This is a genomic window from Mesorhizobium sp. M7A.T.Ca.US.000.02.2.1 (assembly GCF_003996995.1).
Taxonomy (GTDB): Bacteria; Pseudomonadota; Alphaproteobacteria; order Rhizobiales; family Rhizobiaceae; genus Mesorhizobium.
The window spans coordinates 1-21786 of record NZ_RZTT01000052.1 but is presented as its reverse complement, the minus strand read 5'-3'; the positions used below and the strand labels follow the sequence as shown (position 1 = coordinate 21786).

Here is a 21786-nt window from a genome sequence, read left to right as displayed (position 1 = left end):
GTCCCTGTGGTGCCTGGCTCGGCTGGCCGGGTCGAGGGCCTCAAGGCTGGCCACGAGGTGCTGACCGCAACCGGTTTTCCGGTGATGATCAAGGCGGCGGCAGGCGGCGGCGGGCGGGGCATCCGCATCGCCAACTCGCTCGCCGAGTTCGAACAAGCCTTTCCTCAGGCCGAAGCAGAAGCCCTCGCCGCCTTTGGCGACGGTGGCCTCTACATGGAAAAAGTGATCGGCAAGGCCCGCCATATCGAGGTGCAGGTGCTGGCGGACGGAAGCGATGCCATTCACTGCTACGAGCGGGAGTGCTCACTGCAGCGGCGACGCCAGAAGGTTTGGGAGGAGGCGCCGTCTCGCGCACTTTCAGACAGGCTGCGCGAGGATCTCTGCGCTTCGGCGGTCGCTTTGGCCAAGGCGGTCAAATACTCTGGTGCCGGCACGGTAGAGTATCTTTATGACGATGAAGCAGATCGCTTTTACTTCATCGAGATGAACACCCGTATCCAGGTCGAGCACCCGGTCACCGAAGCGATCACCGGCATCGACCTCGTTGCGGAGATGCTTCGCATCGCCGGCGGCGAGAAGCTGCGGATTCGGCAAGGCGATGTCTCCGTCAAGGGGCATGCGATCGAAGTCCGGCTCAATGCCGAAGACCCGGCGAAGGAGTTCGCTCCATTCCCCGGGCAGGTGGCCGAGCTTCGCATTCCCGGCGGTCCGGGCGTACGCTTCGATTCGATGCTCTATCAAGGCTATCAGGTGCCGCCCTTCTATGACTCGCTGCTTGCCAAGCTGATCGTGCATGCAGAGACGCGCGAGGCGGCGATAGTGCGCCTGATCCGCGCGCTCAACGAGTTGAAGATCGGCGGGCTCAAGACCACCAAGCCGCTGTTTCTTGCGCTGGCCGCCGATCCGGCGGTACGGGCGGGAGACGTGCATACCCGCTGGCTGGAAGGCTGGCTCATCGAAAACGCCGCAGCATTGGCGGGTTAAGGAGGACCGATGTCGATACGATTCAACTTCGGCGGTGACGAACATATCTTCGGCGAGGTGTCCGAAGAAATGTCGCTCACCTCCTTCTTTACCGGCCTTTCGATGACGAACGCGGTGCGTACGGCAGGCATCCGAGGTGTCACCGAGATCTGCCCAGCCAACGCCAGCTTCCAGATTCGCTTCAACCCGGACATCGTCAAGCCGCAGGATTTGCTCCGCGAATTGAAGTCGATGGAAGAGGCGGCCTTGAAGGCGGACCCGGTGCTGAAGACCCGGATCATCGAACTGCCGGTTTATTTCCAGGATCCATGGACGCGTGAAACCTGCCTGCGCTTCCGCGAGCGCCATCAGGACCCCTCCTCCACCGATCTTGAATATTCGGCACGCATCAACGGCTACGCCACGGTGGAAGAGTTTATCGCGGCCTATTCCGGCCAGCCCTGGTTCGTGTCCATGGTCGGCTTCGTCGCCGGACTCCCCTTCCTGTACCAGATGGTTGAGCGCAAGAAACAGATTCAGGCGCCGAAATACTTGCGTCCACGCACCGACACTCCCAAGCTCACCATTGGCCATGGCGGCTGCTTTGCAGCGATCTATTCGGTGCGCGGCGCTGGCGGCTACCAGATGTATGGCATAACCCCGGCCCCGATCTACGACCCGACCAGGAAGGTGCGCTACCTCTCAGATGATATGTGCCTGTTCAAGCCAGGCGACATCGTCAAGTTCAAGGCCATTGGCCGCGATGACTACGACGCCACGCTGGAGGAAATCGAAGCCAATCGGTGGCAGCCGACGGTTCGCGAGTGCACCTTCAGCCTGAAGGACTTCAACAGCGATATTTACGGCATCAATGCAAAGCTGATGGAGCTTATCAATGGCCGTTAAGGTAATCTCTCCCGGCCTCTCCACTTCCGTGCAGGACCTTGGCCGACCAGGCCACTACCATGTCGGCATTCCCGAAGGCGGCGGCATGGACCGCTTTGCCACACGCATCGCAAACCTGCTTGTCGGCAACGATCCGGGTGCCGCGGTGCTCGAAGCCACCTTCATGGGCCCCGAACTCGAATTCACCCAATCCGCGGTCGTCGCCGTCACGGGAGGAGAACTCCCCCCCAAACTCAATGGCGAGGAACGGCCGACCTGGGAAAGTTTTCCGGTGAAGGCCGGTGACCGGCTTTCCTTCGGCTTCCTCAAGGGCGGCGCGCGCGCTTATCTGGCCGTCTCCGGCGGTATCGACGTACCCGTGGTTCTCGGTTCGCGCTCGACTTACATTCTGGGCGCACTCGGCGGCCATCAGGGCCGCACGCTGAAGGCGGGTGATGAGCTTCCCCTCGGCGAAGGTTCCGGCAAAGCCGGTCTTTCACTGCCTGCAAATCTGCGCCGCGCGGGCAATAGTCCGGCGGAACTCAGAATGCTTCCCGGCATGTACTGGCATCGGATCACTGAAGCTGCCGGCACTCGGTTCTTTGAGGAAACCTGGAAGGTCGCACCCGAAGCCGACCGCATCGGCTATCGCTTCCGGGGTGGGACGCCGCTGGAATTCGTCGAGCGCGAGCAGCCTTTCGGTGCGGGCTCCGACCCCTCGAACATCGTCGATGCCTGCTATCCCTACGGATCCGTCCAGGTGCCGAGTGGCACGGAGCCGATCGTTCTTCACCGGGACGCGGTTTCGGGTGGCGGGTACATGATGCTGGGCGTGGTGATATCGGCCGACATGGACCTTATCGCCCAGCTCCAGCCGCACACCCCGGCGCGCTTCGTTCCGGTGACGCTGGAAGACGCGCTTGCCGCGCGAACCGAACAGCGCGCCGCGCTGGCGCGTGCTGAAGGGCATCTGGCCGGCTGACGTCAGCCGGGAAAATGCCGGCGGAGGAGCCGGTGGCGAGGAGATCGGCCGGCCAAAACCGACCGTGCGTGGCGGAAGACAAAATCCGGTGCGCGAAACGACAAGACGACGCCGGGCAACGGCGTGAATTTGGCACCCGAGCAGTCCGCTAGAGACCGCCGGAACCGACAGGGGAAGACATTTGCAACGTGACTGGCCGCAAGGCCGGATGCTTCGCGCCTTTCCGTCGGTAGAAAGAAGGAAAGGGTCATGAGTCATCTGAGCGCGGAGAACGTCTCGGTATCGTTTGCGGGGCTGAAGGCCCTGTCATCGGTAGACCTCCAAATTACGCCCGGCCGCATCAGTGGCCTCATCGGCCCGAATGGCGCTGGCAAGACCACGCTCGTCAACGTGCTGACCGGCTTCCAGGCACCGACGGAAGGCACCATCAAGCTCGACGGGGCAGCACTCACAGGTCTCAAGCCGCATCAGGTCCGGCGGCGCGGCATTGCCCGCACCTTCCAGGGTGGGCGGCTCTTCCGCGACCTGCCTGTGCTGGACAATTTGGAGGTAACCGGCGTTGGTCTGGGAATGAGCCGGCGCGCTGCCATCGCCGAAGCGGAAGCGATGCTCGACTGGATAGGCATCGGTGCGCTGGGCACCCGCATCGCCGGAACGTTGCCATATACGGACGAGCGCCGCGTCGCCATTGGCCGCGCCCTGATGGGACGGCCCGCGTACATCCTGCTCGACGAGCCCGCGGCTGGCATGAGCGCGCTGGAGGCGCGGGAGCTTTCGGCCCTGATAAGACATATCGCCAGCGATCTCGGCTGTGGTGTCCTGCTCATCGAGCACAATGTCGGGCTGGTGCTCGGCCTTTGCCAGCATATCGTCGTGCTCGATTCCGGAGCGATCATCGAGGAAGGCCCGCCTGCCGCGATCCGCGACAGCGAGAAGGTGCGCCACGCCTATATGGGCACGGCCGCGAACACCGACCTGCCTGTGCTGGAGGCGATGGAATGAGCCTGCTCGCCCTTTCCGATATCACCATCCGCTACAGCCGTCTCACGGCGGTCCGCAATGTTTCCTTCTCCATGGAGGAGGGAGAAATCCTGTTCATCACCGGCCCGAACGGAGCCGGGAAGTCTTCGCTGCTGCGCGCGATCGCCGGTGTTACGCCGGTGGCGGGCGGCCGGATCGACCTTGCAGGTCATGAGATCACCGGCCAGGCGCCGGAGAACATCGCCCGGCTCGGATTGTCCATGGTGCCGGAGGGGCGCGATGTCTTCGGCTCGCTGACGACCGAAGAGAACCTTCTGGTCGGAACCGGCATGCACGCCCGCGAACGCGGCTGGCGCAGCCGAGCGGCCGACGAACTCGAAGCCGTCTACGCAACCTTCCCGATGCTGAAAGAGAGACGGCATGGGCAAGCGGGATTGCTGTCCGGCGGGCAGCAGCAAATGCTGGTCATCGGACGCGCGTTGATGACCAATCCGCGGCTTGTAGCCATCGACGAGCCTTCGCTGGGCCTCGCCCCCAACATCAACGATCAGGTCTACGAGCGGCTGATCGCGCTGCGTGCGCAGCGCCAGCTCACGCTCCTGATCGTTGAGCAGAGCTCGGCCCGGGCGATGATGGTGGGCGGGCGGATGATCCTGATGCGTGGCGGACAGATCGTGCTCGATGGCGACGCGCGGACGCTCGGCAACGGCGAGGCGATCCAGGCTGCCTATTTCGGATACGAGGACCACTGAGATGCTCCAGATCCTGTTCGACGCACTCTCGCTTGGTTCGCTCTACGCGCTCGGGGCGCTTGGCATCGCCCTCATCTTCGGTGTGATGCGGCTCGTGAACTTCGCGCATGGCGACGTCATCGCCTTCTGCGTCTTCGCGCTGCTATGGCCCTCAACAGACGCCATGGCCATCGTCTTCGCCGGCCAATTGCCGTGGTACCTGCTGGTGCCCTTCGTTCTCCTCTGCGGGGCCGGGCTGTCGGTGCTGTGCGAAGTCGTCGTCTTCAGGCGGTTCCGCCAGGCAAATCCGGCAACCATGATGATCGCCTCCTTCGCGCTCGGTTTCGTCATTCGCTACTTCCTGCTCATGCTTTTCTCCAGTCGGCCGAAATCGATCTCGCTGCTGCCCGAACTGTCCCAGCCGGTGGAGATCCTCGGTGCCAGGCTTCCCCTCCTCCAGCTCATAACGATCGTCGCCACGATGGTCATTCTGATCGGCCTGACACTGTTCCTGCGTCAAACCCGCTTCGGCCTGGAGATGCGGGCGGCGGCCGAGAACTTCTCGATGGCCCGCATGCTGGGTGTGCGTGCGAACCGGGTTATCATGGGCGCGTTCGCCCTCTCCGGCGCGTTGGCCGCCGCCATTGCACTGATCTTTGGCGCCCAGACAGGCACGCTGGACATCCAGATGGGCGCCTCGATCATGTTGATGGCCTTCATCGCCACCGTCATTGGCGGCCTCGGCAGCCTCGGGGGAGCCGTGCTCGCCGGCTTCCTGCTGGGTGCCGCCTCGGTGATCATGCAGGTCATGCTGCCCATCGACGCCCGGCCGTTCCGCGATGCCTTTGTCTATGGAGCGGTCATCCTCGTTCTCCTCTTCCGCCCGCAAGGGCTTATTGCCGCGCGCGGCACCAAGGAAAGGGTCTGATTTCATGGGTGTCGCCGCCTCCCTCACCAACTCTACCGCTGCCGGTGCCGCGGCTGCCGAGCGAAAGCCCGCCCGCTTCGCGCTTGCCCGCCGCACAATCCTGACGCCGGTCCTGCTTTCTCTGCTGCTGCTGGCCATCGCGCTGATCACGGTGATGACCGGATCGCGGCCCTTCAACCAGACGGTGATCGACGTGTTCGTCCGTGTCATCCTCGTCGTGGGCCTATACATCTTTATCGGAAATTCGGGCGTTCTCAGCTTCGGGCATATCGGCTTCACCTGCCTTGGCGCGTACGCGGCCGCATGGCTCACCATCAATCCGATGATGAAACGCGGTTCGCTGCCGGGATTGCCCGAATGGCTGCTGGCGACCCGTTTGCCGTACTGGCAATCGGCCGTGCTGGCGGCATTGTTCGCCGCCCTCGCCGCTCTCATCTTCGGGCGGGTGCTGATGCGCCTATCGGGCATCGCGGCTTCGATCGCGACCTTCGCGATGCTCGCCATGATCAACACGATTTATTCCAACTGGGAGAGCGTGACCGGAGCGACCTCATCGGTCGTCGGCATTCCGATCGTGCGCATGATCTGGCCGTATCTCATCGGCGCCGTGGTCGCAATCTTCATCGCCTGGGCGCACGCGATCTCCCGGTCCGGCCTGGCCCTTCGTGCTGCCCGCGACGAGCCCACCGCCGCCGCGGCTTCCGGTATCGACATTCCCAGGGAAAGACTCGTGGCGTTCGTCGTATCGGGCGCGGTGATGGGGCTGGGCGGTGCGCTTATGGCTCATTCCATCGGCGTGGTCACACCCGATACATTCTATCTCGGTCTCACCTTCATCACCCTTTCCATGCTCGTCGTCGGCGGCATGGGCAGCCTGTCGGGGGGTGTGGTGGGTGTCGTCCTGCTGTCCGCCCTGATCCAGGCGCTGCGCTGGCTGGAGGCAGGCGTATCGCTCGGCGAGTCCACTTTCGCCCTCCCGAAAGGGGTCCAAGAAATAGCCCTCGGCGTCATCATGATCGTGATCCTCGCACTTCGCCCATCCGGACTCATGGGCAACCGCGAGCTCACCTTACCTCGCAGCAGTCGCAACAAGTGACCGGCGGCACAAGCCCGACCGGAAAACAAAAAAGGAGACGTGCATGACATACAAAATGAGAATCGTCGCAACCGCTCTGGCCTCGATGTCCATCGCATATCCGGCGCTGGCCGATGACAAGACTATCGTCATCGGCTTCGCCACTGCGGAGTCGGGCTTCATGGAAGCTTATGACAAGCCTGCGCAGGAGGCGGCCTTGATCCGCATCGACGAGATCAATGCGGCTGGCGGCCTGCTTGGAAAGCAGATCAAGGTTGTCAAGGCCGACACCAAGTCCGACCGGGCCGAAGGCGCCAAGGCGGGCCTCTCCGTGCTCGACCAGGGTGCGGATCTCGTGGTCGTGTCCTGCGATTACGACTTCGGATCGCCGGCTGCGCTCGCGGCCGAGGACGCGGGCCGTATCTCCTTCTTCCTGTGCGCGGAATCGGTCAAGGCCGGTATCCAGGGTGTCGGCCCGCACAGCTTCTCCGCGTCGGTGCTGGCGGCCGTGCAGGGCGCAACCATGGCCGAGTGGGCATTCAAGGAAAAGGGCGCAAAGGACTTCTACCGTCTGCTCGATACCTGGACGGCCTACAACAAGGGCATCTGCGACGGCTTCGACTGGATGATGCCGAAGCTCGAAGCCCAGGGCGCGAAGCTTGTCGGTGAAGACACCTTCAAGAACGAGGACGCCTCCATCGCCGCGCAGATCACCCGCATCAAGTCTCTGCCGAAGGAGCCGGATGCGATCATGCTTTGCACGATGATGCCGGGCGCTGTCTCGGCCATCAAGCAGCTTCGCGCCGCGGGTATCAACTCCATGATCCTGAATGGATCGGGCGTCGACGGTAGCTATTGGCTCTCGGCTGTGCCCGATCTGACGAACTTCTACGTCCCCGTTCAGGGATCGATCTATGGCGACGATCCCAATCCGGCCGTGCTGAAGTTCAATGCCACCTACAAGGCGAAGACAGGCGCCGATCCCTCGAGCCAGTATGTCTTTCCGGGTTACGTCATGGTCGACGTCTGGGCCAAGGCGGTGGAGCGTGCAGGCACGGCCGATGCCGACGCGGTCGTCGCGGAACTGGAAAAGATGAAGAATGAGCCGACGCTGTTCGGGCCTCGTACCTTCTCGCCGGAACTGCATCACCAGAACCAGACGCGGTACCTGATCGTCGAGACCAAGGCCGGCAAGCCGGGTGTTGTAGGCAACTGGACGATTTCCGAGCCGGTACCGATGGAAGCCTTGCTCAAGTAGGAGAAGATGGGCCGGATAAGTCCGGCCCTTCATCTACGAAAGGCCCTGTTCCTCTGGGACGACCGGGCCTTTCGTCTTTGAGGATCTTGCCTTTGGACAAAAAATGAGGGCGGCCCGTTTGGACCGCCCTTGTTGCCCGATGAATTCAGATTTTCGCTACCCTCGCGCTTTGCGGTAGGAATCCTTGAGCGCTATGAGCTCCCCCGAGAAAGCGAAGATATCGCAGCCGTCGACTTCGATTTTCTGCCCCGCTGCCGTGGTGCCGACGAAGCGCCATGATGAAAGCCCGGTGTCGCCCGTCACGACGTGCCGTCCCCTGGTCCACTCGGCTTTCGGGAAGGCATCGAACAGCGCTGCATAGGCGGCGCGCACGGCGTCACGCCCCATATGCTTGCGCCCTTCGGCATCGGGTCCAGCCGAGCCGTGGAAAGCGCAATTCTCAGCCATGCAGTCCATCAGCGCGCCCACGTCGCGGGCGTTCCAGGCCGCGAGGAACCGGTCGAGCACGGCCAGCCGCCTGGCTGCGAGATCGCCGGCTTCAACGACCTCGACCTCGAGGAAGGCGAGCGGTGCATCGCCGGCATTGATGACGTTGTGAGCCACACCCGTCCGCCGCGAATAGGGCACCCCTTGGGTGAGAGCGGCTTGCGACTGCGCGCCGTCCGGGCCTTCGAGACCGATTTTGCCGTCCGTAAGCGGCACGATGACGTAGTCATGGCCATGGATGTGCCAGCCGGTCTCGGCCCCGTTGGCAAAGCGCCATTCGGTGACCCGGAAGCGTTCGTCGTCGATATGGACGACCGGTTCGGCTTTCATGCGGGTCATTCAAGTCCCTCCTTGGCGACCGCACCGGTCAGGCGCTCAAGCGTCCGGCCCATGCGCGTCATGATTTCCTTCACATCGTCTTCTGTCGAGATCATCGGCGGACAGAGCGCGAGCTGGTCGCCGATGGCGCGGAAGATGAGGCCTTCCTCGTGGCCGATTCCTGCTGCGATAGTCCCTGCACGCCCAACCTTGGCGAAGGGGCGTTTCGTCGCCTTGTCTGCCACCAGCTCCACGGCGCCGATAAGACCGGTGCCCCGCGCTTCGCCGACAAGCGGGTGATCGGCGAATGAGCGGATGCCGGCCTGGAACGACGTCTCAAGGCGGGCCGCGTTTCCGATCAAGTCCCGCTCCTCGAAAATGGCGAGGTTTTCGAGACCCACCGCCGTCGCGACCGGATGACCCGACGCAGTGAAGCCGTGGCCGAAATTGCCGATCGTTGCGGTGTTGTCGGCGATCGCTTGATAGATCGCATCGGAGAAAATGACGGCGGCAAGCGGCATATAAGACGACGTGATTTGCTTGGAGACCGTCATGATATCAGGCGTGAAGCCGTATTTCTGAGCGCCGAAGGGCGTACCAAGCCGCCCGAAACCACAGATCACCTCGTCTGCTATCAGAATGATATCATTTGCCCGGCAGATTTTCTCCACGCCTTCCCAGTACCCGACCGGCGGTGGCAGAACGCCGCCGGCTGCCATAAGCGGCTCGCCTATGAAGGCTGCGATGGTGTCAGCCCCTTCTTCCGCGATCACCGCTTCCAGCTCGGCGAGCAGGCGCGCCGTGAAGGCGGCTTCGTCTTCGCCTTCCATGCCGAAGCGATAGAAGTGCGGGCAGGTCAGGTGGCGAACGGGAATCGCCGGCAGATCGAAGTCGCGATGGTTGACCGGCAGGCCTGTCAGGCTACCGGAGGCGACGGTGATGCCGTGGTAGCCCTTGGTCCGTGCCAGGAATTTCTTCTTTTTTGGCCGGCCCAGCGCGTTATTCATGAACCACATCATCTTGACGATGGTGTCGTTGGCTTCCGAGCCCGACGAGGTGAAGAAGACACGCGTCAGGTTTTCCGGCGTCATCTCCACGAGTTTCTCCGCGAGCCGGATGGACGGTTCATGCGCCTTGGAGGAGAAGGTGTGGTAGTAGGGCAGCTTGAGCATCTGCTGATAGGCAGCGTCGGCCAACCGCTTTTCCGAAAAGCCGACGCCCACCGACCACAGCCCGGCGAGCCCTTCGATGTATTCCTTGCCGCGTTCGTCATACACACGGATGCCGTCGCCGCGGCTGATGATCAGCGGCCCGGTTTCTTCGTGCTGACGCAGGTTTGTGTAGGGGTGCATGGAGGTGGCGATGTCGGCGGCGGCGAGAGAATTGGAAAGCGCATCCATGGAAGTCCTCAGCGGCTTGGGGAAATGGTTCGGGCGGTGAGTTCGAGATAGTCCTCGATCCCATGCGTGGAGCTTTCACGATTCGGGAAACGAATCATGGCAGGCTGTTGGAATGGGTATCGATGATCCGCCGCATCAGCGCGGCGACGTCGCGCGCATTCGGCGGATCGGAGTGGATGCAGACGGTGTCGAAGTCGACCGGGCGGATCGTACCGTCTGTCGTGACGAGTTCGCGTCGGGTAAGCGCCCCCACCATGCGATGTTCGGCAAGTGTCAGGTCGATGGCCGACTGGACGCGCGGGATGATCAGGCTGCCGCCGGGAGCGTAGGCAAGATCGGGAAAGAACTCGCCCACGAAGGCAACGCCGAGCTCGGCTGCCGCCGTCTCGTGACGGGTTCCCGCCAGGCCGAAGAGCGGGACGCCGAACGGCTTGACCGCCGCGGCAATTGCCCGGGCAGTGTCTATGTCGTGCGCGGCCATGCCGTAGATGATGCCATGCGGCTTGACATGGCTGAGCTGCCCGCCCTCGGCGGCCAGCATCCCCGTCAGAGCACCGATTTGGTAGAGGAAGGCGGCTGTCAGTTCCTCCGGTTGAAGTTTCATCTCGCGCCGGCCGAATCCCTCGCGATCGGGAAGGGACGGATGCGCGCCAACCTTCTTTCCGTGCGAAAGCGCGAGCCGCACGGTCTTCAGCATCGTCCATGGATCGGAGGCGTGGAAGCCGCATGCGATGTTGGCGCAATCGATGTGAGGCATGATGCCGGCATCGTCGCCGAAACGCCAGTTGCCGTAACTTTCCCCCATGTCGCAGTTCAGGGTGACCATGGTTTGCTTGCCTCAGCCCAGAGTGTTCGACGCCCAGCCGGGGGCGATGTGCGGGAATTCCGGCGGCGGTTCGCGCTCGTGCAGCAGTCGAAGCACGCGCGGCGGCGTCAGTGGTAGCTGCCGCACCGGCTTGCCGATAGCGCGTGCCACAGCGCAGCCGATCGCCGCGCCCACGGCCAGGATCGGGACCTCGCCCGCGCCCTTGGTGCCTAGAGGCCCGATCGACGGTGCGCCCTCGTAGAGGTCGGCGGCGACCGGAACCACGTCCTGCGCCAGCGGCAGGCGATAGGTCTCGAAATCGTCCTGCGCGATGCGTCCGTCAGCGGTGATCGTCACCTCCTCATGCAGGGCGTAGCCGAGACCCTGCACGACACCACCCTGTATCTGGCCCATGACCGCGCGCGGGTTGAGTGCGCGGCCGACATCCTGCACCACGCGATAGGCCAGCACCTCGACATGACCGGTGTCCGGATCAACCGCCACCTCGGCCTCGTGAACGACGAAGACGGGGATGTCGAGCGCATCGATGAAGTGCCCCATCGCGCAGCCGGACATTGCCGGAGTGTTCCTGGCGGTAAAAGCTCCGCTTCCGGTGACCGGGCCGGTGGTTGCCTGCGCATGGGCGACGACAGCGGGGATCGACATGCCGGAACCGGGACGTCCCGTGATCTCGACACGACCATCCCGCAGCACCAAGTCTTCCGGTCGGGTCTGGAGCATCTCACCGGCGCTCCGCAGCAGCTTCTCCCGCACTTCCGCGCAGGCAGCCACACTTGCCGCACCGATGGAGACGGTGGTGCGCCCACCGCCAACGCCGACATCGAGACCGGCGGCATCCGTATCGGCTTCGCGCACGATCACCTGGTCGGGAGCGAGGCCGAGTTGCCCGGCCACGATTTGCGGCAGGGATTGCACCATCGTGCCGGATCCGATCTCCACACCCGAGGTGACTAGCGTTGCGCTACCGTCGGCGTTCAAATTCACCGTCGCCGCCGAAGGCCCGACGAAAACGAACCATGTGCCGACCGTGGTTGCAATTCCATAGAGCCTGCCGTCGGCCTTGGCCTCTGATGTACCGGTACTGGCGCGTAACGCCTCCATGCGATCGAGCATCGGACCCAGCACATCGGCCTCGAAAACCTGGCCCGTGGCACCGAGATCTCCATCTCCCAGGACATTTTTCTTCCGGAACTCCATAGGGTCGAAGCCTAGCGCATCGCAGATTTCGTCGGTATGTCGCTCCAAAGCGAATGTGTTGTAGACGCCGTTGCAAGCTCGGAAAGCACCGTTGGGTGGTGTGTTGGTGTATACGGCGCGGCTGACGAGCCGCGTGGCGCCAACCCTGTAATTGCCGCCCAGCGTGTGCGCCGTCATCGTCGTCAGAAAAACCTGTTCGCCTCCATACGCGCCGCAGTCCATCAGCACGACCGCCTCGCGCCCGGCAATGTATCCTTCGGCGGTGACAGCGGACCGGATGCGGATTTCCGCATTCTCGCGGCAGAGGCAGGTTGCCATCTCTTCCTGCCGGGTATTTTCCAGGACCACTGTGCGCCCGGTCATCCGCGCCAGAAGTGCCGTGATAGGCTCGATGGACGCATCGAATTTCAGGCCGAACCCGCCGCCGACAGGGGGTACAGTGACCCGCACACGCCCGGGCGGAAGCTGCATGACCCTTCCGGTGACGTTGCGCACAGTCCAAGGCACCTGCGTCGAGGTCTGTATGTGAGCACGGCCGTCCTCCCAGGAGCCGATGGCAACGCGCGGTTCGAAGGGCACATGGTTCTGACGGCCGACGGTGAAGCTGCTCTCGACAATGCGAATGTCGGGACGGGAGAAGGCCGCATCGACGTCGCCGCGACTGGATTTTGCCTCCCAGGCGATGTTGCCGGCACGTGCACCGCCCTCGGTGATCACCTCATAGCCGCGCCAGCCCTCGTGAACGAGACGGGCGGAGGGCTGGAGCGCTTCGGCCATGGTGGACACCGGTGCCAGCGGTTCGACCTCAAGCACGACGACTGCAAGCGCCGCCCGCGCCTGCTTCTCCGTTTCGGCGGCGATGACGGCGATTGGTTCGCCGTGATAGCGGATCGTGTCGATGGCCAGAAGCGGATGGTCGGCAATGCCGATGCCGTACAGCCCTGGCGCATCGGCGCCGGTCGCCACCGCGCGCACACCAGGACAGCGAAGTGCTGCCGAAACGTCGAGCTTGCGGATCCGCCCAGCGGCAACGGTCGAGCGCAGCAGCACGGCATGCAACATGTCGGGGCGAACCCGGTCGTTGGTGTATTTCGTGCGCCCGCGCAGCTTGTCCTGCGCATCGCGGCGGGGAAGGTTCATCACCGTGGCGGACAGCTCAGACATGGATGCCTCTTACCACCTGGCCAGCCATCCGCGCTTGGTCGAGCCAGTCGGCCACGGCGTCGACGATCCGCTCATATCCCGTGCAGCGGCAGATGTTGCCGACCATCGCGGCCTTGATTTCGGCACGGCCCGCATGCGGATTGTCGCGCACGAACGCCGAAAGGCTCATGACCATTCCCGGGAAACACATGCCGCATTGCACGGCATCGGCCGCCTCGAAATTGGCCTGGAGCGGGTGCAGCGCCTGGTTTCCGGAACTCAATCCCTCGATGGTCGTCACCGCGCATCCCTGGACGAGGCCAATCGGCTTCAGGCAGGACGGCACCGCTTCATCGTCGACATGCACGGTGCACGCGCCGCAGAAGCCTTCGCGGCACACGGCTTTGGTCCCCGTCAGGAATCGTTCCTGCCGCAGGATGTCGACGAGCGGCGTCATCGGATCGCCATCAAAGCGGCAGTCCTCGCCATTCAGCTGGAATATCACGGTCATGCCAGGCCCCCGGTCTTGAGAAGTGCGGCAACACCGCGCTTGACCAGTGGCGCAAGAACCTGGCGCCGGTACCAACCCTCCGCTTCTTTGCCGTCGCGGCCCTGAAAATCATTGTGCTCCAGCGCAAGCCCGGCGGCGCGTTCCGGATCGAACGCAGAGGCCGAGTCCGCCGCCATAGCCTGTTCGAGCGCCGTCCAGCGCCGCGCTACCGGCTCCACCGACCCGACGGCGATGCGACATCGTTTGTCCTTGTCTACCGCAAGCGAGACGATGGCGACCGGATAGTCGCCGGCTTTTCGAAGCGGCAGGCGGATATGAGCGCTGGCGACAAGGTCGCGGCGCAGATGAATTCTCGTCACAATCGCTTCGGCCAGCAGCGCATGCCTGTCTTTGAGGAAATCCGAAATACCGATGAGTTTTGGGCCTTCGAACGTCTCCAACTCCACCGTCGCCTCACAGACGAGAAGCGCAGGGGGGAGATCGGCGGCGGCAAAGTCCAGGGCACAAAGGTTGCCGCCCACGGTGGCGACCCTTCGGATGCCGGGATTGGCCGCATTCTCCGCCGCGGCAACCAGACCTTCGAAGCCCACCGCCCCGTGCAACGCGCGGCCAAGGACTGCATGGCTAACGGCTGCGCCGATCACGACATGGTCCGGTGCGATTTCGACCTTGGACAAGGCGGGTATTCGGTGGAGTGCGACCAACGCCTCGGGAAGATCGACCCCGCGCCGTGGATCACGCATCATCCAGGTGCCGCCGGCAAGCACCGCCGCGCCTTGCCGGCGTGCGGCCATTGCCTCTTCAATCGTGCTGGCTGCGGTGAACGATCGTTCCACGCTTGGTGCCATCTGTCATACCCCTCGGAAGCAGCCAACTTTCGCGGCGCTGCAGCATTGTTGCTCCAGCTTTAGGCTCCTGTGAAATAGTAATTCTTTGAATATGGTATCGAAAAAACAGATAACTCGGGCATCCCCGCGAGCGCCCGCAAGATTGCGGCGCGCTCGTTAGTGCTCAGACCCAGTGGGCGACGGTCCGTTTCTCAAAACTTTCCCGGAACTGGGCGGTGGTTTTGGGGAGCAGTTCGCCAGTCTCCCAGTCGAGGATCACGGCATAGTGCCGAACCGCGTCGAGCGTATCGATCTCGCCGGAGCGGTATTTGCGCGCGACCTCCTCGGGATCCATGCGTGCCCAGTCCTTCCGTTTCGCCCGGATGTCGGCACGGCAGGCTTCGGTTGCCGTCCCGTCGATTTCGTACTGGCACAGGTCGCGGTCGATTTCGCGGATCACCACGCCGTAATCAGTCCTGGCGCGCTCCAGGGAAACGTAGTCGTCGATCACGTCCTCCATCACATTGCGGGGCTCGCGCTCCAATGGATCGCCGAAACCGCCGCCGCCGGCCGTCGGACGAGCGAACTGGTCGCCTGTGTGGACGGAGTAATCGGAGAATACGGAGCCGAGCCAGATCTCGGTCTCTTCTCCGGCGCGCTTCATGGTCAAGCCGTGGGGCATCGACGGCAGGCCTCCTTCGACACCCCAGACGACAGCGCGCTCGCGGTCGCAAATATAGGACATGACGGCATTTTCAGCCTCAAGCAGCAACGAAGTCTTCTGCACGCCGACGCCGCCCCGCCATTTGCCGGGCCCGGCCGAATCCTGCTTGATCTGGAACTCGAGTGTCCGAGTGGGATTCACCCGCTCGTTGCCTTCGTTCGGCTGCGACATCAGCCCGGTTCCGAAGCAGGCGGTGGTGACATCGGCACCATCCTTGCCGTTGCGCCCGCCCCAACCGCCGGGCAGCCATTCGTAGAACATGAAGTTCGGCTTTTCGGGTTTGCGCGCGTCCCGTCCCCCGGCCAGCAGATATTCGAGGTTGAAGGCGCAGGCGATAGCGCGTTCGGGCATGATCTTCGACCACATCTCGAAGATCGCGTTCATGATCTTTTCGAACGGCATCAGGAACCCGGTCACCGCCACCGGCCATTCCGCGCTGACGATGCTGTTCTTTGGCGCGGTTACCTCGATCATCCGGTAAAACCCGCTGTTGAGCGGGAGGTCCGGAAAGAAGGTCTTCATGCCGGCGACCACGGCCGAGAAGGTCGCGCCCGGGGCGGAATTGTACATCGAGGCAATGGTCGAATGGCTTCCCGTAAAATCGTAGTGGATCGTGTCGCCCTTGATCGTCATCTTGATGCGGATCGGGATCATGCCTTCGCCGGCACCGAGATCCCGGTCGATGTAGTCGACCGTCTCCCAGGTGCCGTCGGGCAACTCCGCGAGACGCTTTCGCACGGCACGTTCGACGTAGTCCTGAACCTCCTCCATCCCGCGCATGACCTGGCCGCGTCCGTACTTCTTGACCAGCCGCAACAGTTCGCGCTCGGCGGCCTGCGTCGCCTGCGCCTGGGAATGGATGTCGCCAATGATCGACGCGGGATCGCGCGTGTTGGCCGCGATCATGTTGGCGACGTCGGAGCAGAAGCGGCCGCGCTGGAAAAGGCGCAACGGCGTGATCCGCAGGCCTTCGCGAAACATGTCGCGGGCGGTGACGTCGAAGGAACCCGGCACCGAGCCGCCAAGATCCGACCAGTGGCCGTTCGACTGTGAGAAGCCGATCAGTTTGTCTTCGTCGAAGATCGGCCGGACGAGCCGAACATCGCTGAAATGCGTACCGCCGGCATAGGGATCGTTGATGGCGTAGACGTCACCGGGTGCCATATCGCCTTCGAAGACCCGGATCACCTCCTTGCACGTGTTGTGCAGTGTGCCGACATGGACCGCGATGTCGTAGTTGCCCTGGGCGACCGAGTTGCCATCGGCGTCGTGCAGGGCGTTCGAAAAGTCTCGGTTGTAGATGACGAAGGAATAGCAGGTGCGAAGCATCTGTTCGGCCATCTGGTCGACGGTGGTGATGAAGGAGTTCTTCAGCACCTCGAACGTTACCGGATCGAGGCCAGGGCTCGTTTCAATCAGCTTTGTCATGTCTCAGCCTTTCGTCACGATGAGAATGTTCAGGAAGCCGTCGACGGTCGCGCTCATTCCCGGCGGAACCACGGTGGTGGAATCGAACTGTTCGACGATGGCGGGTCCCGCAAAGGCAGCGCCGGCGCTGAGTTGGTCGCGTTCATAGACAGCCGCATCATGAGATACGCCGTCGAACCAGACGCCGCGGCGGCCGAGCGGCTCGGGCACATGAGGCAAGACTTCATGCCGCGGCATCTCGGCTTTCGGTACGATGCCGATCGCCTTGACCGCGATGCGGAAGATCGACACCGGCGCCTCTTCGCGGCGGTAGTTGAACTCGCGTTCGTGCTCGTTGTGGAATGCCTCTATCAGCGAGCAGATGCTCTCGATCCGCGCCGGGGCTGACACCGCGAGCGAGCGCCACTGGCCCTGGTACATCATCTCGACCGTACGCTGCAGCGCCATGTCTTCGCGCGCCACGCCCTCATGGGTCAGGCGCTCAACGGCCTGTTCTTCCATCAGAACAAAGGCCGCCTGCATCTCGGCGGGCGAGACCGTCGAAGCATCGGCCATGAAGCTTTCGGAGAAATCATGCTGCACGTCAACGAGAAGGCAACCGAGCGCGGAGGTGACGCCAGGATTGGGCGGCACGATCACGGTTGGAATCGAAAGCTCCTTCGCCACGGCCGCTCCGTGCAAAGCGCCCGCACCGCCGAATGCGACGAGCGCAAAGTCGCGTGGGTCATAGCCCCGGCTGATGGAGAGAAGCCGCACGGCATTGCCCATATTGGCGTTGGCGACGGCGATGATCGCCTCGGCCGCCTGGTGGAGTTCCATGCTGAAGGGTGTCGCCACAGTCTCCTGCACCGCCTGGGCGGCCAGGGCGGGGTCGAGCGTGATCTTGCCGCCCGCAAGGCTGGTGCCGAGACGGCCGAGCACGACATTGGCATCGGTGTTGGTGGCGGTGCGGTTGCCATTCTTGTAGCAGGCCGGGCCCGGAAAGGCGCCGGCGGACTGCGGTCCGTTGCGCAAGCTGCCGCCCTCGTCCTGCCATGCCAACGACCCGCCGCCCGCGCCGATGGTCAGCACCTCGATGGAGGGGAAGCGGATCGGATATCCGAATTCGATGTACCAGTCTTTTGTGATGCGCGACTCCCCGTTCCATGCGAGCGAGACGTCGGTGCTGGTGCCGCCCATGTCGAAGCCGATCGAGTTCGGGAAGCCACAGAGATTTCCGATGAAGCGGCTTGCGATCGCGCCGGCGGCGATGCCGGATCCCGCGAGCCGGGCCGAGAAATCCCTGACGCTCGCGGGCGTCATGACCCCGCCACCGCTGTGCAGCAACAGGAGATCTCGTTTGTATCCGGCGGCGGCAAGCTTTTCTCCGAGACGCGACACGTAATCGACGACGACCGGGGCGCAGACGGCGTTGGCCATGGTGGTGGAAAAACGTTCGTGCTCGAAGATTTCCGGCATCACCTCCGAGGAGATCGAGACCGGCAGATCCGGCATGGCCTCCTTCAGAATCTCACGCATGCGGCGCTCATTGGCGCCGTTGACATAGGAGTTCATGAAGCAGACGGCGATGGACTTGACCTGCCGTTTGACGAGAATTTCCGCGACGCGATGAGCGGCCTCTTCGTCCAGCGCTTCCAGGATCGTGCCCTCGGCACTGACCCGTTCCCGGACTGTCAGCCGGTCGCGGCGCGGGATATACGGCTTGGCGACATCCTTGTAGGTGTCCCAAAGGTCTTCCTTGTTGGCGCGGCGGATCTCGACAACATCACGGAAACCCTCGGTGCAGACCATTGCGGTGCGTGGCAGGCGGCGGGTGATCAGCGCATTGGTGGCGACCGTCGTGCCATGAGAGAACAGCGTCACCTCCGAAAGATCGATGCGGCCCTGCTCCACGCCATTCATGATCGCCTGCATGGGATCGTCAGGCGTGGAGGCGGTCTTCTCGATGCGGATCGCGCCGCTGTCTTCGTCCATGATGCAGATGTCGGTGAAAGTCCCTCCGACATCGACGGCAACTCTTATTCTGCTCATGACAGTTCCTTCGCGGGATATTTGCGGGCAAGGCCCGGCTTTCGCCGCCCTTGCCGGGGCGGCGTCGCAATAGATTATGGAATTGGCCCGGATTTCGCCGGGTCTAGTGCCGCTCTCTTGAGGTCGAAGCGCGGCCTGCCCGGTTCGCTGCTTCGCGACGGGTATCGGTCGGTGCGCAACCGAACCGCGTCCGGTAGTGCTTGCAGAATTGAGACTGGTCGGCAAAGCCCCAGCGGTAAGCAATCTCGGCAACGCTGCTGATGTTGGTCACCGACATCAGTTCCTCGGCGCAAAGTTCAAGCCGGGCGTCGCGGATGAAGCCGTTGATCGACTGGTTGCTGTCCTGAAAAAGAACCTGCAGGTAACGCAGGGAAATCCCGCAGGCATCGGCCACCGCCTGCGGGCCGAGGCCGGAATTCTTCAGATTGTCGCGAATATACTGCTCGGCACGATGCAAATGGCCGGCCCGGATCGACGAGATGCTGCTGTCCAGCACGCGATCGTCGCTCACGATCGACAGGCACAGCATTTCCAGGATGTGCCTGCCCATCATCTCACGAGCGACTTCAGTGATTTCATCGACATGGCCGATCGTGGTTCGCACCGTGTCGAGGAAGAGCGCGGCGACGCCCTGGGTCGCGTCGAAACTGAGCGCACTGAGCCGTTCGGCAGACCCTATCCGCGCCCGAACGCTCGACGATGGCACCTTCAGGACCCACAGCGCGTTTGGCTTGCCGTGCCAGAATTCGTAAGGCGCGTCTCCCCTCTCAACGAGGAAGCCCCCCGGACCGCAATTGACGGTCCTCGACCCTTGCGAGAAATTCACCTCCGACATCTCCGGGATGGTGATGAGCAGGCTGGCGTCACGTTCGTTGAGGAAGTGGCGGCGATGGCGGCGATAGCTTACGGCATCGCAGCGCATTTTAGACACGCTGACGAGCCCAAGCGAGAAGGTTTCCAGCGTGCCCGAAAATTCACGACGGTTCCTATACTCGGTGTCGAGCGGAAAATAGGCTTCGGTAACAGCGGCTTGCCAGGCATCACCGCCTGTGGGACCGCCGATCGTATCGACGACGTATTTCATTCCCCGACCTTTCTGGTTGGCCCCGGTTAGCCCGGTGTTTTTCTGAAGATTACAGGAATCCGCCGGCGCGTATTGGTCAAAAACGAATAAACTTATGTGGCCGTTGGCCCAAGAGCCGGAGCTCGCGACGGTTTCAGTTATCGTCACGGTCCTGGTGTGCAGTTGATCAAACCAGCCTTGGGCGCGCAAACCGCAAGCCAACTTGGAACCATACATCGGCCTCGACCGGCTCGTTCACCTTGGGCGCGGCCGTCGCCGTGTTTGGTTTCGCGCGATGAGGATGGCGGGACACAGCGCGCATCCGAAACTTCTTCGCCAGGCAACTTTGCACGAGCCCCCGGCCGAGAAACCCTGTTTCGCCAAAAATGGCGCCGATCCGCTCGGCTCCTCGGTCGTTTTGGCATGAGCCCAAACCCTTCCACGCGCGAAGCAATGCGGCGGCCTAGTCGGCCGCCGGGATCACCCGCCAAATCTTGTTGCCCACATCATCCGCGATCAGCAATGCGCCAGTTCGGTCGATGGCGACGCCGACCGGACGGCCGAATGCCTTGTCATCGTTGCTCAGAAATCCGGTAAGCACGTCCTGCGGCGGCCCCGACTGCTTGCCGTCGGCAAACGGCACGAAGATCACCTTGTAGCCGCTTCGCGGCATGCGATTCCATGAACCATGCTGGCCGACAAAGGCGCCATTCTTCATGTGCTGGCCGAACAGGTCGGCGGTGTTGAAGGTGAGCCCAAGCGACCCGGTGTGCGCCCCCAGTGCGTAGTCGGGCACGATCGCCTTGCCGACGAGGTCCGGACGCGGTGGCTCCGCCCTGACATCGATGTATTGGCCGAAATAGCTGTAGGGCCAGCCGTAGAAGGCGCCATCCCTGACCGATGTCATGTAGTCGGGAACGAGGTCGCTGCCGATCTCGTCCCGCTCGTTGACGACCGCCCAGAGTTCCCCGCTTTCAGGGTTCCAGGAGAGGCCGTTCGGGTTGCGCAGACCCGACGCAAAGAGCCGCGTCTGCCGCGTCGCGAGGTCGATTTCGTGCACGGCGGCGCGGCCTTCTTCCTCCTCCATGCCGTTTTCGCCGACATTGGAGTTGGAGCCCACGGTGGCATAGAGCTTCGTTCCGTCCGGACTGGCAATGACGTCCTTGGTCCAATGGTGATTGCGGCCGGCCGGAAGGTCGACGATCTTCTCGGACGGAGCAGTGATCTCGGCGTCGCCATCGCGATAGGGGAAAGCGACGACCGCGTCGGCATTGGCGACATAGAGCTTGCCGTCGAGCAGCGTCATGCCGAAGGGCGAGAAGAGGCTGCTGAGGAGGACTGTCCTGGTCTCAGCCACGCCATCGCCGTTCTCGTCGCGTAACAACGAGATACGGTTGGCGCTCCGCACCTCGGCGCCAGCCCGGCTCTGGAACAGTTTCATGAACCAGCCACGTATGGAAAAACCTTCGTCAGGTTTTGGCGGCGCATTGCTTTCGGCGACCAGCACGTCGCCATTGGGCAGCACGTGCAGCCAGCGCGGATGGTCGAGGCCGCCAGCGAATTCGTTGACGGCGAAGCCTTTGGCGGCGACCGGCATCTTGCCCTGGGGCCAAGGGGTCGCCTCGGCAACGTGGACCGTGGGTATCCAGGTCGGATTGGGTTCGGCAAGCGTCGGGTTTGGACCGTAGGTCTGCTCGATCGGAACGGTGGCCTGTTCGCGCGAGAAGAAGAACAAGCCCGCTCCCGCGATTACGACGAAGGCGACAATGACGAGTAAGACGCCCAGAATTTTTCGCATTGGATATTCCCGAGGATTGGGACAGTGACGTAACGCCATCAGGGCGTTCCGGTTGCGGCGGCACGCGACATTGCGCGAAATAGGCGGCCAATGCGGCAATATCTTCGTCCGAGAGGTTTTTAGCAGCGTTGCGCATCAGATGGGCGAAGCGCGTGCCGCCGCGCTTTTCCTCGCGGAAAAGCTCGAGCTGGGTCGCAATGTATTTGGCGGGCTGTCCGGACAGTTCCGGAT

18 protein-coding genes are annotated in these 21786 nt (G+C 63.0%); 8 read left to right on the top strand and 10 right to left on the bottom strand.

Annotation, left to right across the window (positions count from 1 at the left end):
* From EOD15_RS07730 to EOD15_RS07695, 8 genes are all read left to right on the top strand, one after another.
* A partial coding sequence (locus tag EOD15_RS07730) for an ATP-grasp domain-containing protein (RefSeq protein WP_127408403.1) occupies positions 1–984 on the top strand: 984 nt, incomplete at its 5' end.
* Between the two features lie 9 nt (positions 985–993).
* Positions 994–1869: a carboxyltransferase domain-containing protein gene (locus EOD15_RS07725; protein ID WP_127319971.1), complete on the top strand. Its 876-nt coding sequence runs from the start codon at positions 994–996 to the stop codon at positions 1867–1869.
* Positions 1859–2830, top strand: a complete 972-nt coding sequence (locus EOD15_RS07720) for a biotin-dependent carboxyltransferase family protein (protein ID WP_127319973.1) — start codon at positions 1859–1861, stop codon at positions 2828–2830. The genes EOD15_RS07725 and EOD15_RS07720 overlap by 11 nt, the downstream gene beginning before the upstream one ends.
* A 249-nt stretch (positions 2831–3079) precedes the next feature.
* On the top strand, positions 3080–3832 hold the full coding sequence (locus EOD15_RS07715; protein WP_027163992.1) for an ABC transporter ATP-binding protein: 753 nt from the start codon (positions 3080–3082) through the stop codon (positions 3830–3832).
* Positions 3829–4563 carry an ABC transporter ATP-binding protein gene (locus EOD15_RS07710; RefSeq protein ID WP_127319975.1) on the top strand — a complete coding sequence of 245 codons (735 nt, stop codon included), beginning with the start codon at positions 3829–3831 and terminating at the stop codon, positions 4561–4563. Before EOD15_RS07715 ends, EOD15_RS07710 begins: the two co-directional genes overlap by 4 nt.
* Before the next feature lies 1 nt (position 4564).
* Entirely contained in the window at positions 4565–5470 is a 906-nt protein-coding gene (locus tag EOD15_RS07705) for a branched-chain amino acid ABC transporter permease (protein ID WP_127319977.1), read from the top strand.
* Positions 5471–5474: 4 nt separating this feature from the next.
* Complete coding sequence (locus EOD15_RS07700; RefSeq protein WP_127326909.1) at positions 5475–6566, top strand: branched-chain amino acid ABC transporter permease; 1092 nt, start codon at positions 5475–5477, stop codon at positions 6564–6566.
* Between the two features lie 43 nt (positions 6567–6609).
* The gene (locus EOD15_RS07695; RefSeq protein WP_127317803.1) at positions 6610–7803 is read left to right on the top strand and encodes an ABC transporter substrate-binding protein; all 1194 of its coding nucleotides are present in this window, start codon (positions 6610–6612) and stop codon (positions 7801–7803) included.
* A gap of 156 nt (positions 7804–7959) precedes the next feature.
* Here EOD15_RS07695 and EOD15_RS07690 read toward each other — a convergent pair whose 3' ends face one another.
* The 10 genes from EOD15_RS07690 to EOD15_RS07645 all read right to left on the bottom strand — a co-directional run bounded on the left by EOD15_RS07690 (position 7960) and on the right by EOD15_RS07645 (position 21555).
* Complete coding sequence (locus tag EOD15_RS07690; protein WP_127317801.1) at positions 7960–8628, bottom strand: nuclear transport factor 2 family protein; 669 nt, start codon at positions 8626–8628, stop codon at positions 7960–7962.
* Positions 8625–10007: an aspartate aminotransferase family protein gene (locus tag EOD15_RS07685; RefSeq protein ID WP_127317799.1), complete on the bottom strand. Its 1383-nt coding sequence runs from the start codon at positions 10005–10007 to the stop codon at positions 8625–8627. The genes EOD15_RS07690 and EOD15_RS07685 overlap by 4 nt, the downstream gene beginning before the upstream one ends.
* A 94-nt stretch (positions 10008–10101) precedes the next feature.
* Positions 10102–10833, bottom strand: coding sequence for a LamB/YcsF family protein (locus EOD15_RS07680; protein WP_127317797.1), 732 nt, complete (start codon positions 10831–10833; stop codon positions 10102–10104).
* Between the two features lie 12 nt (positions 10834–10845).
* Positions 10846–13194: a xanthine dehydrogenase family protein molybdopterin-binding subunit gene (locus EOD15_RS07675; RefSeq protein WP_127317795.1), complete on the bottom strand. Its 2349-nt coding sequence runs from the start codon at positions 13192–13194 to the stop codon at positions 10846–10848.
* Complete coding sequence (locus EOD15_RS07670; RefSeq protein WP_127317793.1) at positions 13187–13684, bottom strand: (2Fe-2S)-binding protein; 498 nt, start codon at positions 13682–13684, stop codon at positions 13187–13189. The genes EOD15_RS07675 and EOD15_RS07670 overlap by 8 nt, the downstream gene beginning before the upstream one ends.
* Positions 13681–14532 carry an FAD binding domain-containing protein gene (locus EOD15_RS07665; protein WP_127317791.1) on the bottom strand — a complete coding sequence of 284 codons (852 nt, stop codon included), beginning with the start codon at positions 14530–14532 and terminating at the stop codon, positions 13681–13683. The genes EOD15_RS07670 and EOD15_RS07665 overlap by 4 nt, the downstream gene beginning before the upstream one ends.
* Before the next feature lie 163 nt (positions 14533–14695).
* Positions 14696–16663, bottom strand: a complete 1968-nt coding sequence (locus EOD15_RS07660) for a hydantoinase B/oxoprolinase family protein (RefSeq protein WP_127317789.1) — start codon at positions 16661–16663, stop codon at positions 14696–14698.
* A 3-nt stretch (positions 16664–16666) separates the two neighbouring features.
* Entirely contained in the window at positions 16667–18694 is a 2028-nt protein-coding gene (locus tag EOD15_RS07655) for a hydantoinase/oxoprolinase family protein (RefSeq protein ID WP_127317787.1), read from the bottom strand.
* A gap of 103 nt (positions 18695–18797) precedes the next feature.
* Entirely contained in the window at positions 18798–19994 is a 1197-nt protein-coding gene (locus EOD15_RS07650; RefSeq protein ID WP_245463602.1) for a helix-turn-helix domain-containing protein, read from the bottom strand.
* Between the two features lie 226 nt (positions 19995–20220).
* A complete protein-coding gene (locus tag EOD15_RS07645) occupies positions 20221–21555 on the bottom strand; it encodes a sorbosone dehydrogenase family protein (protein WP_127317785.1) in 1335 nt (444 codons plus the stop codon).
* Positions 21556–21786 lie beyond the last annotated feature (231 nt).

What these genes read in the sequence shown, in the direction of transcription:
- EOD15_RS07725 (WP_127319971.1), top strand. Translation starts at nt 994, where the DNA reads ATGTCGATACGATTCAACTTCGGCGGTGACGAACATATCTTCGGCGAG.
- EOD15_RS07720 (WP_127319973.1), top strand. Translation starts at nt 1,859, where the DNA reads ATGGCCGTTAAGGTAATCTCTCCCGGCCTCTCCACTTCCGTGCAGGAC.
- EOD15_RS07715 (WP_027163992.1), top strand. Translation starts at nt 3,080, where the DNA reads ATGAGTCATCTGAGCGCGGAGAACGTCTCGGTATCGTTTGCGGGGCTG.
- EOD15_RS07710 (WP_127319975.1), top strand. Translation starts at nt 3,829, where the DNA reads ATGAGCCTGCTCGCCCTTTCCGATATCACCATCCGCTACAGCCGTCTC.
- EOD15_RS07705 (WP_127319977.1), top strand. Translation starts at nt 4,565, where the DNA reads ATGCTCCAGATCCTGTTCGACGCACTCTCGCTTGGTTCGCTCTACGCG.
- EOD15_RS07700 (WP_127326909.1), top strand. Translation starts at nt 5,475, where the DNA reads ATGGGTGTCGCCGCCTCCCTCACCAACTCTACCGCTGCCGGTGCCGCG.
- EOD15_RS07695 (WP_127317803.1), top strand. Translation starts at nt 6,610, where the DNA reads ATGACATACAAAATGAGAATCGTCGCAACCGCTCTGGCCTCGATGTCC.
- EOD15_RS07690 (WP_127317801.1), bottom strand. Translation starts at nt 8,628, where the DNA reads ATGACCCGCATGAAAGCCGAACCGGTCGTCCATATCGACGACGAACGC.
- EOD15_RS07685 (WP_127317799.1), bottom strand. Translation starts at nt 10,007, where the DNA reads ATGGATGCGCTTTCCAATTCTCTCGCCGCCGCCGACATCGCCACCTCC.
- EOD15_RS07680 (WP_127317797.1), bottom strand. Translation starts at nt 10,833, where the DNA reads ATGGTCACCCTGAACTGCGACATGGGGGAAAGTTACGGCAACTGGCGT.
- EOD15_RS07675 (WP_127317795.1), bottom strand. Translation starts at nt 13,194, where the DNA reads ATGTCTGAGCTGTCCGCCACGGTGATGAACCTTCCCCGCCGCGATGCG.
- EOD15_RS07670 (WP_127317793.1), bottom strand. Translation starts at nt 13,684, where the DNA reads ATGACCGTGATATTCCAGCTGAATGGCGAGGACTGCCGCTTTGATGGC.
- EOD15_RS07665 (WP_127317791.1), bottom strand. Translation starts at nt 14,532, where the DNA reads ATGGCACCAAGCGTGGAACGATCGTTCACCGCAGCCAGCACGATTGAA.
- EOD15_RS07660 (WP_127317789.1), bottom strand. Translation starts at nt 16,663, where the DNA reads ATGACAAAGCTGATTGAAACGAGCCCTGGCCTCGATCCGGTAACGTTC.
- EOD15_RS07655 (WP_127317787.1), bottom strand. Translation starts at nt 18,694, where the DNA reads ATGAGCAGAATAAGAGTTGCCGTCGATGTCGGAGGGACTTTCACCGAC.
- EOD15_RS07650 (WP_245463602.1), bottom strand. Translation starts at nt 19,994, where the DNA reads ATGTATGGTTCCAAGTTGGCTTGCGGTTTGCGCGCCCAAGGCTGGTTT.
- EOD15_RS07645 (WP_127317785.1), bottom strand. Translation starts at nt 21,555, where the DNA reads ATGCGAAAAATTCTGGGCGTCTTACTCGTCATTGTCGCCTTCGTCGTA.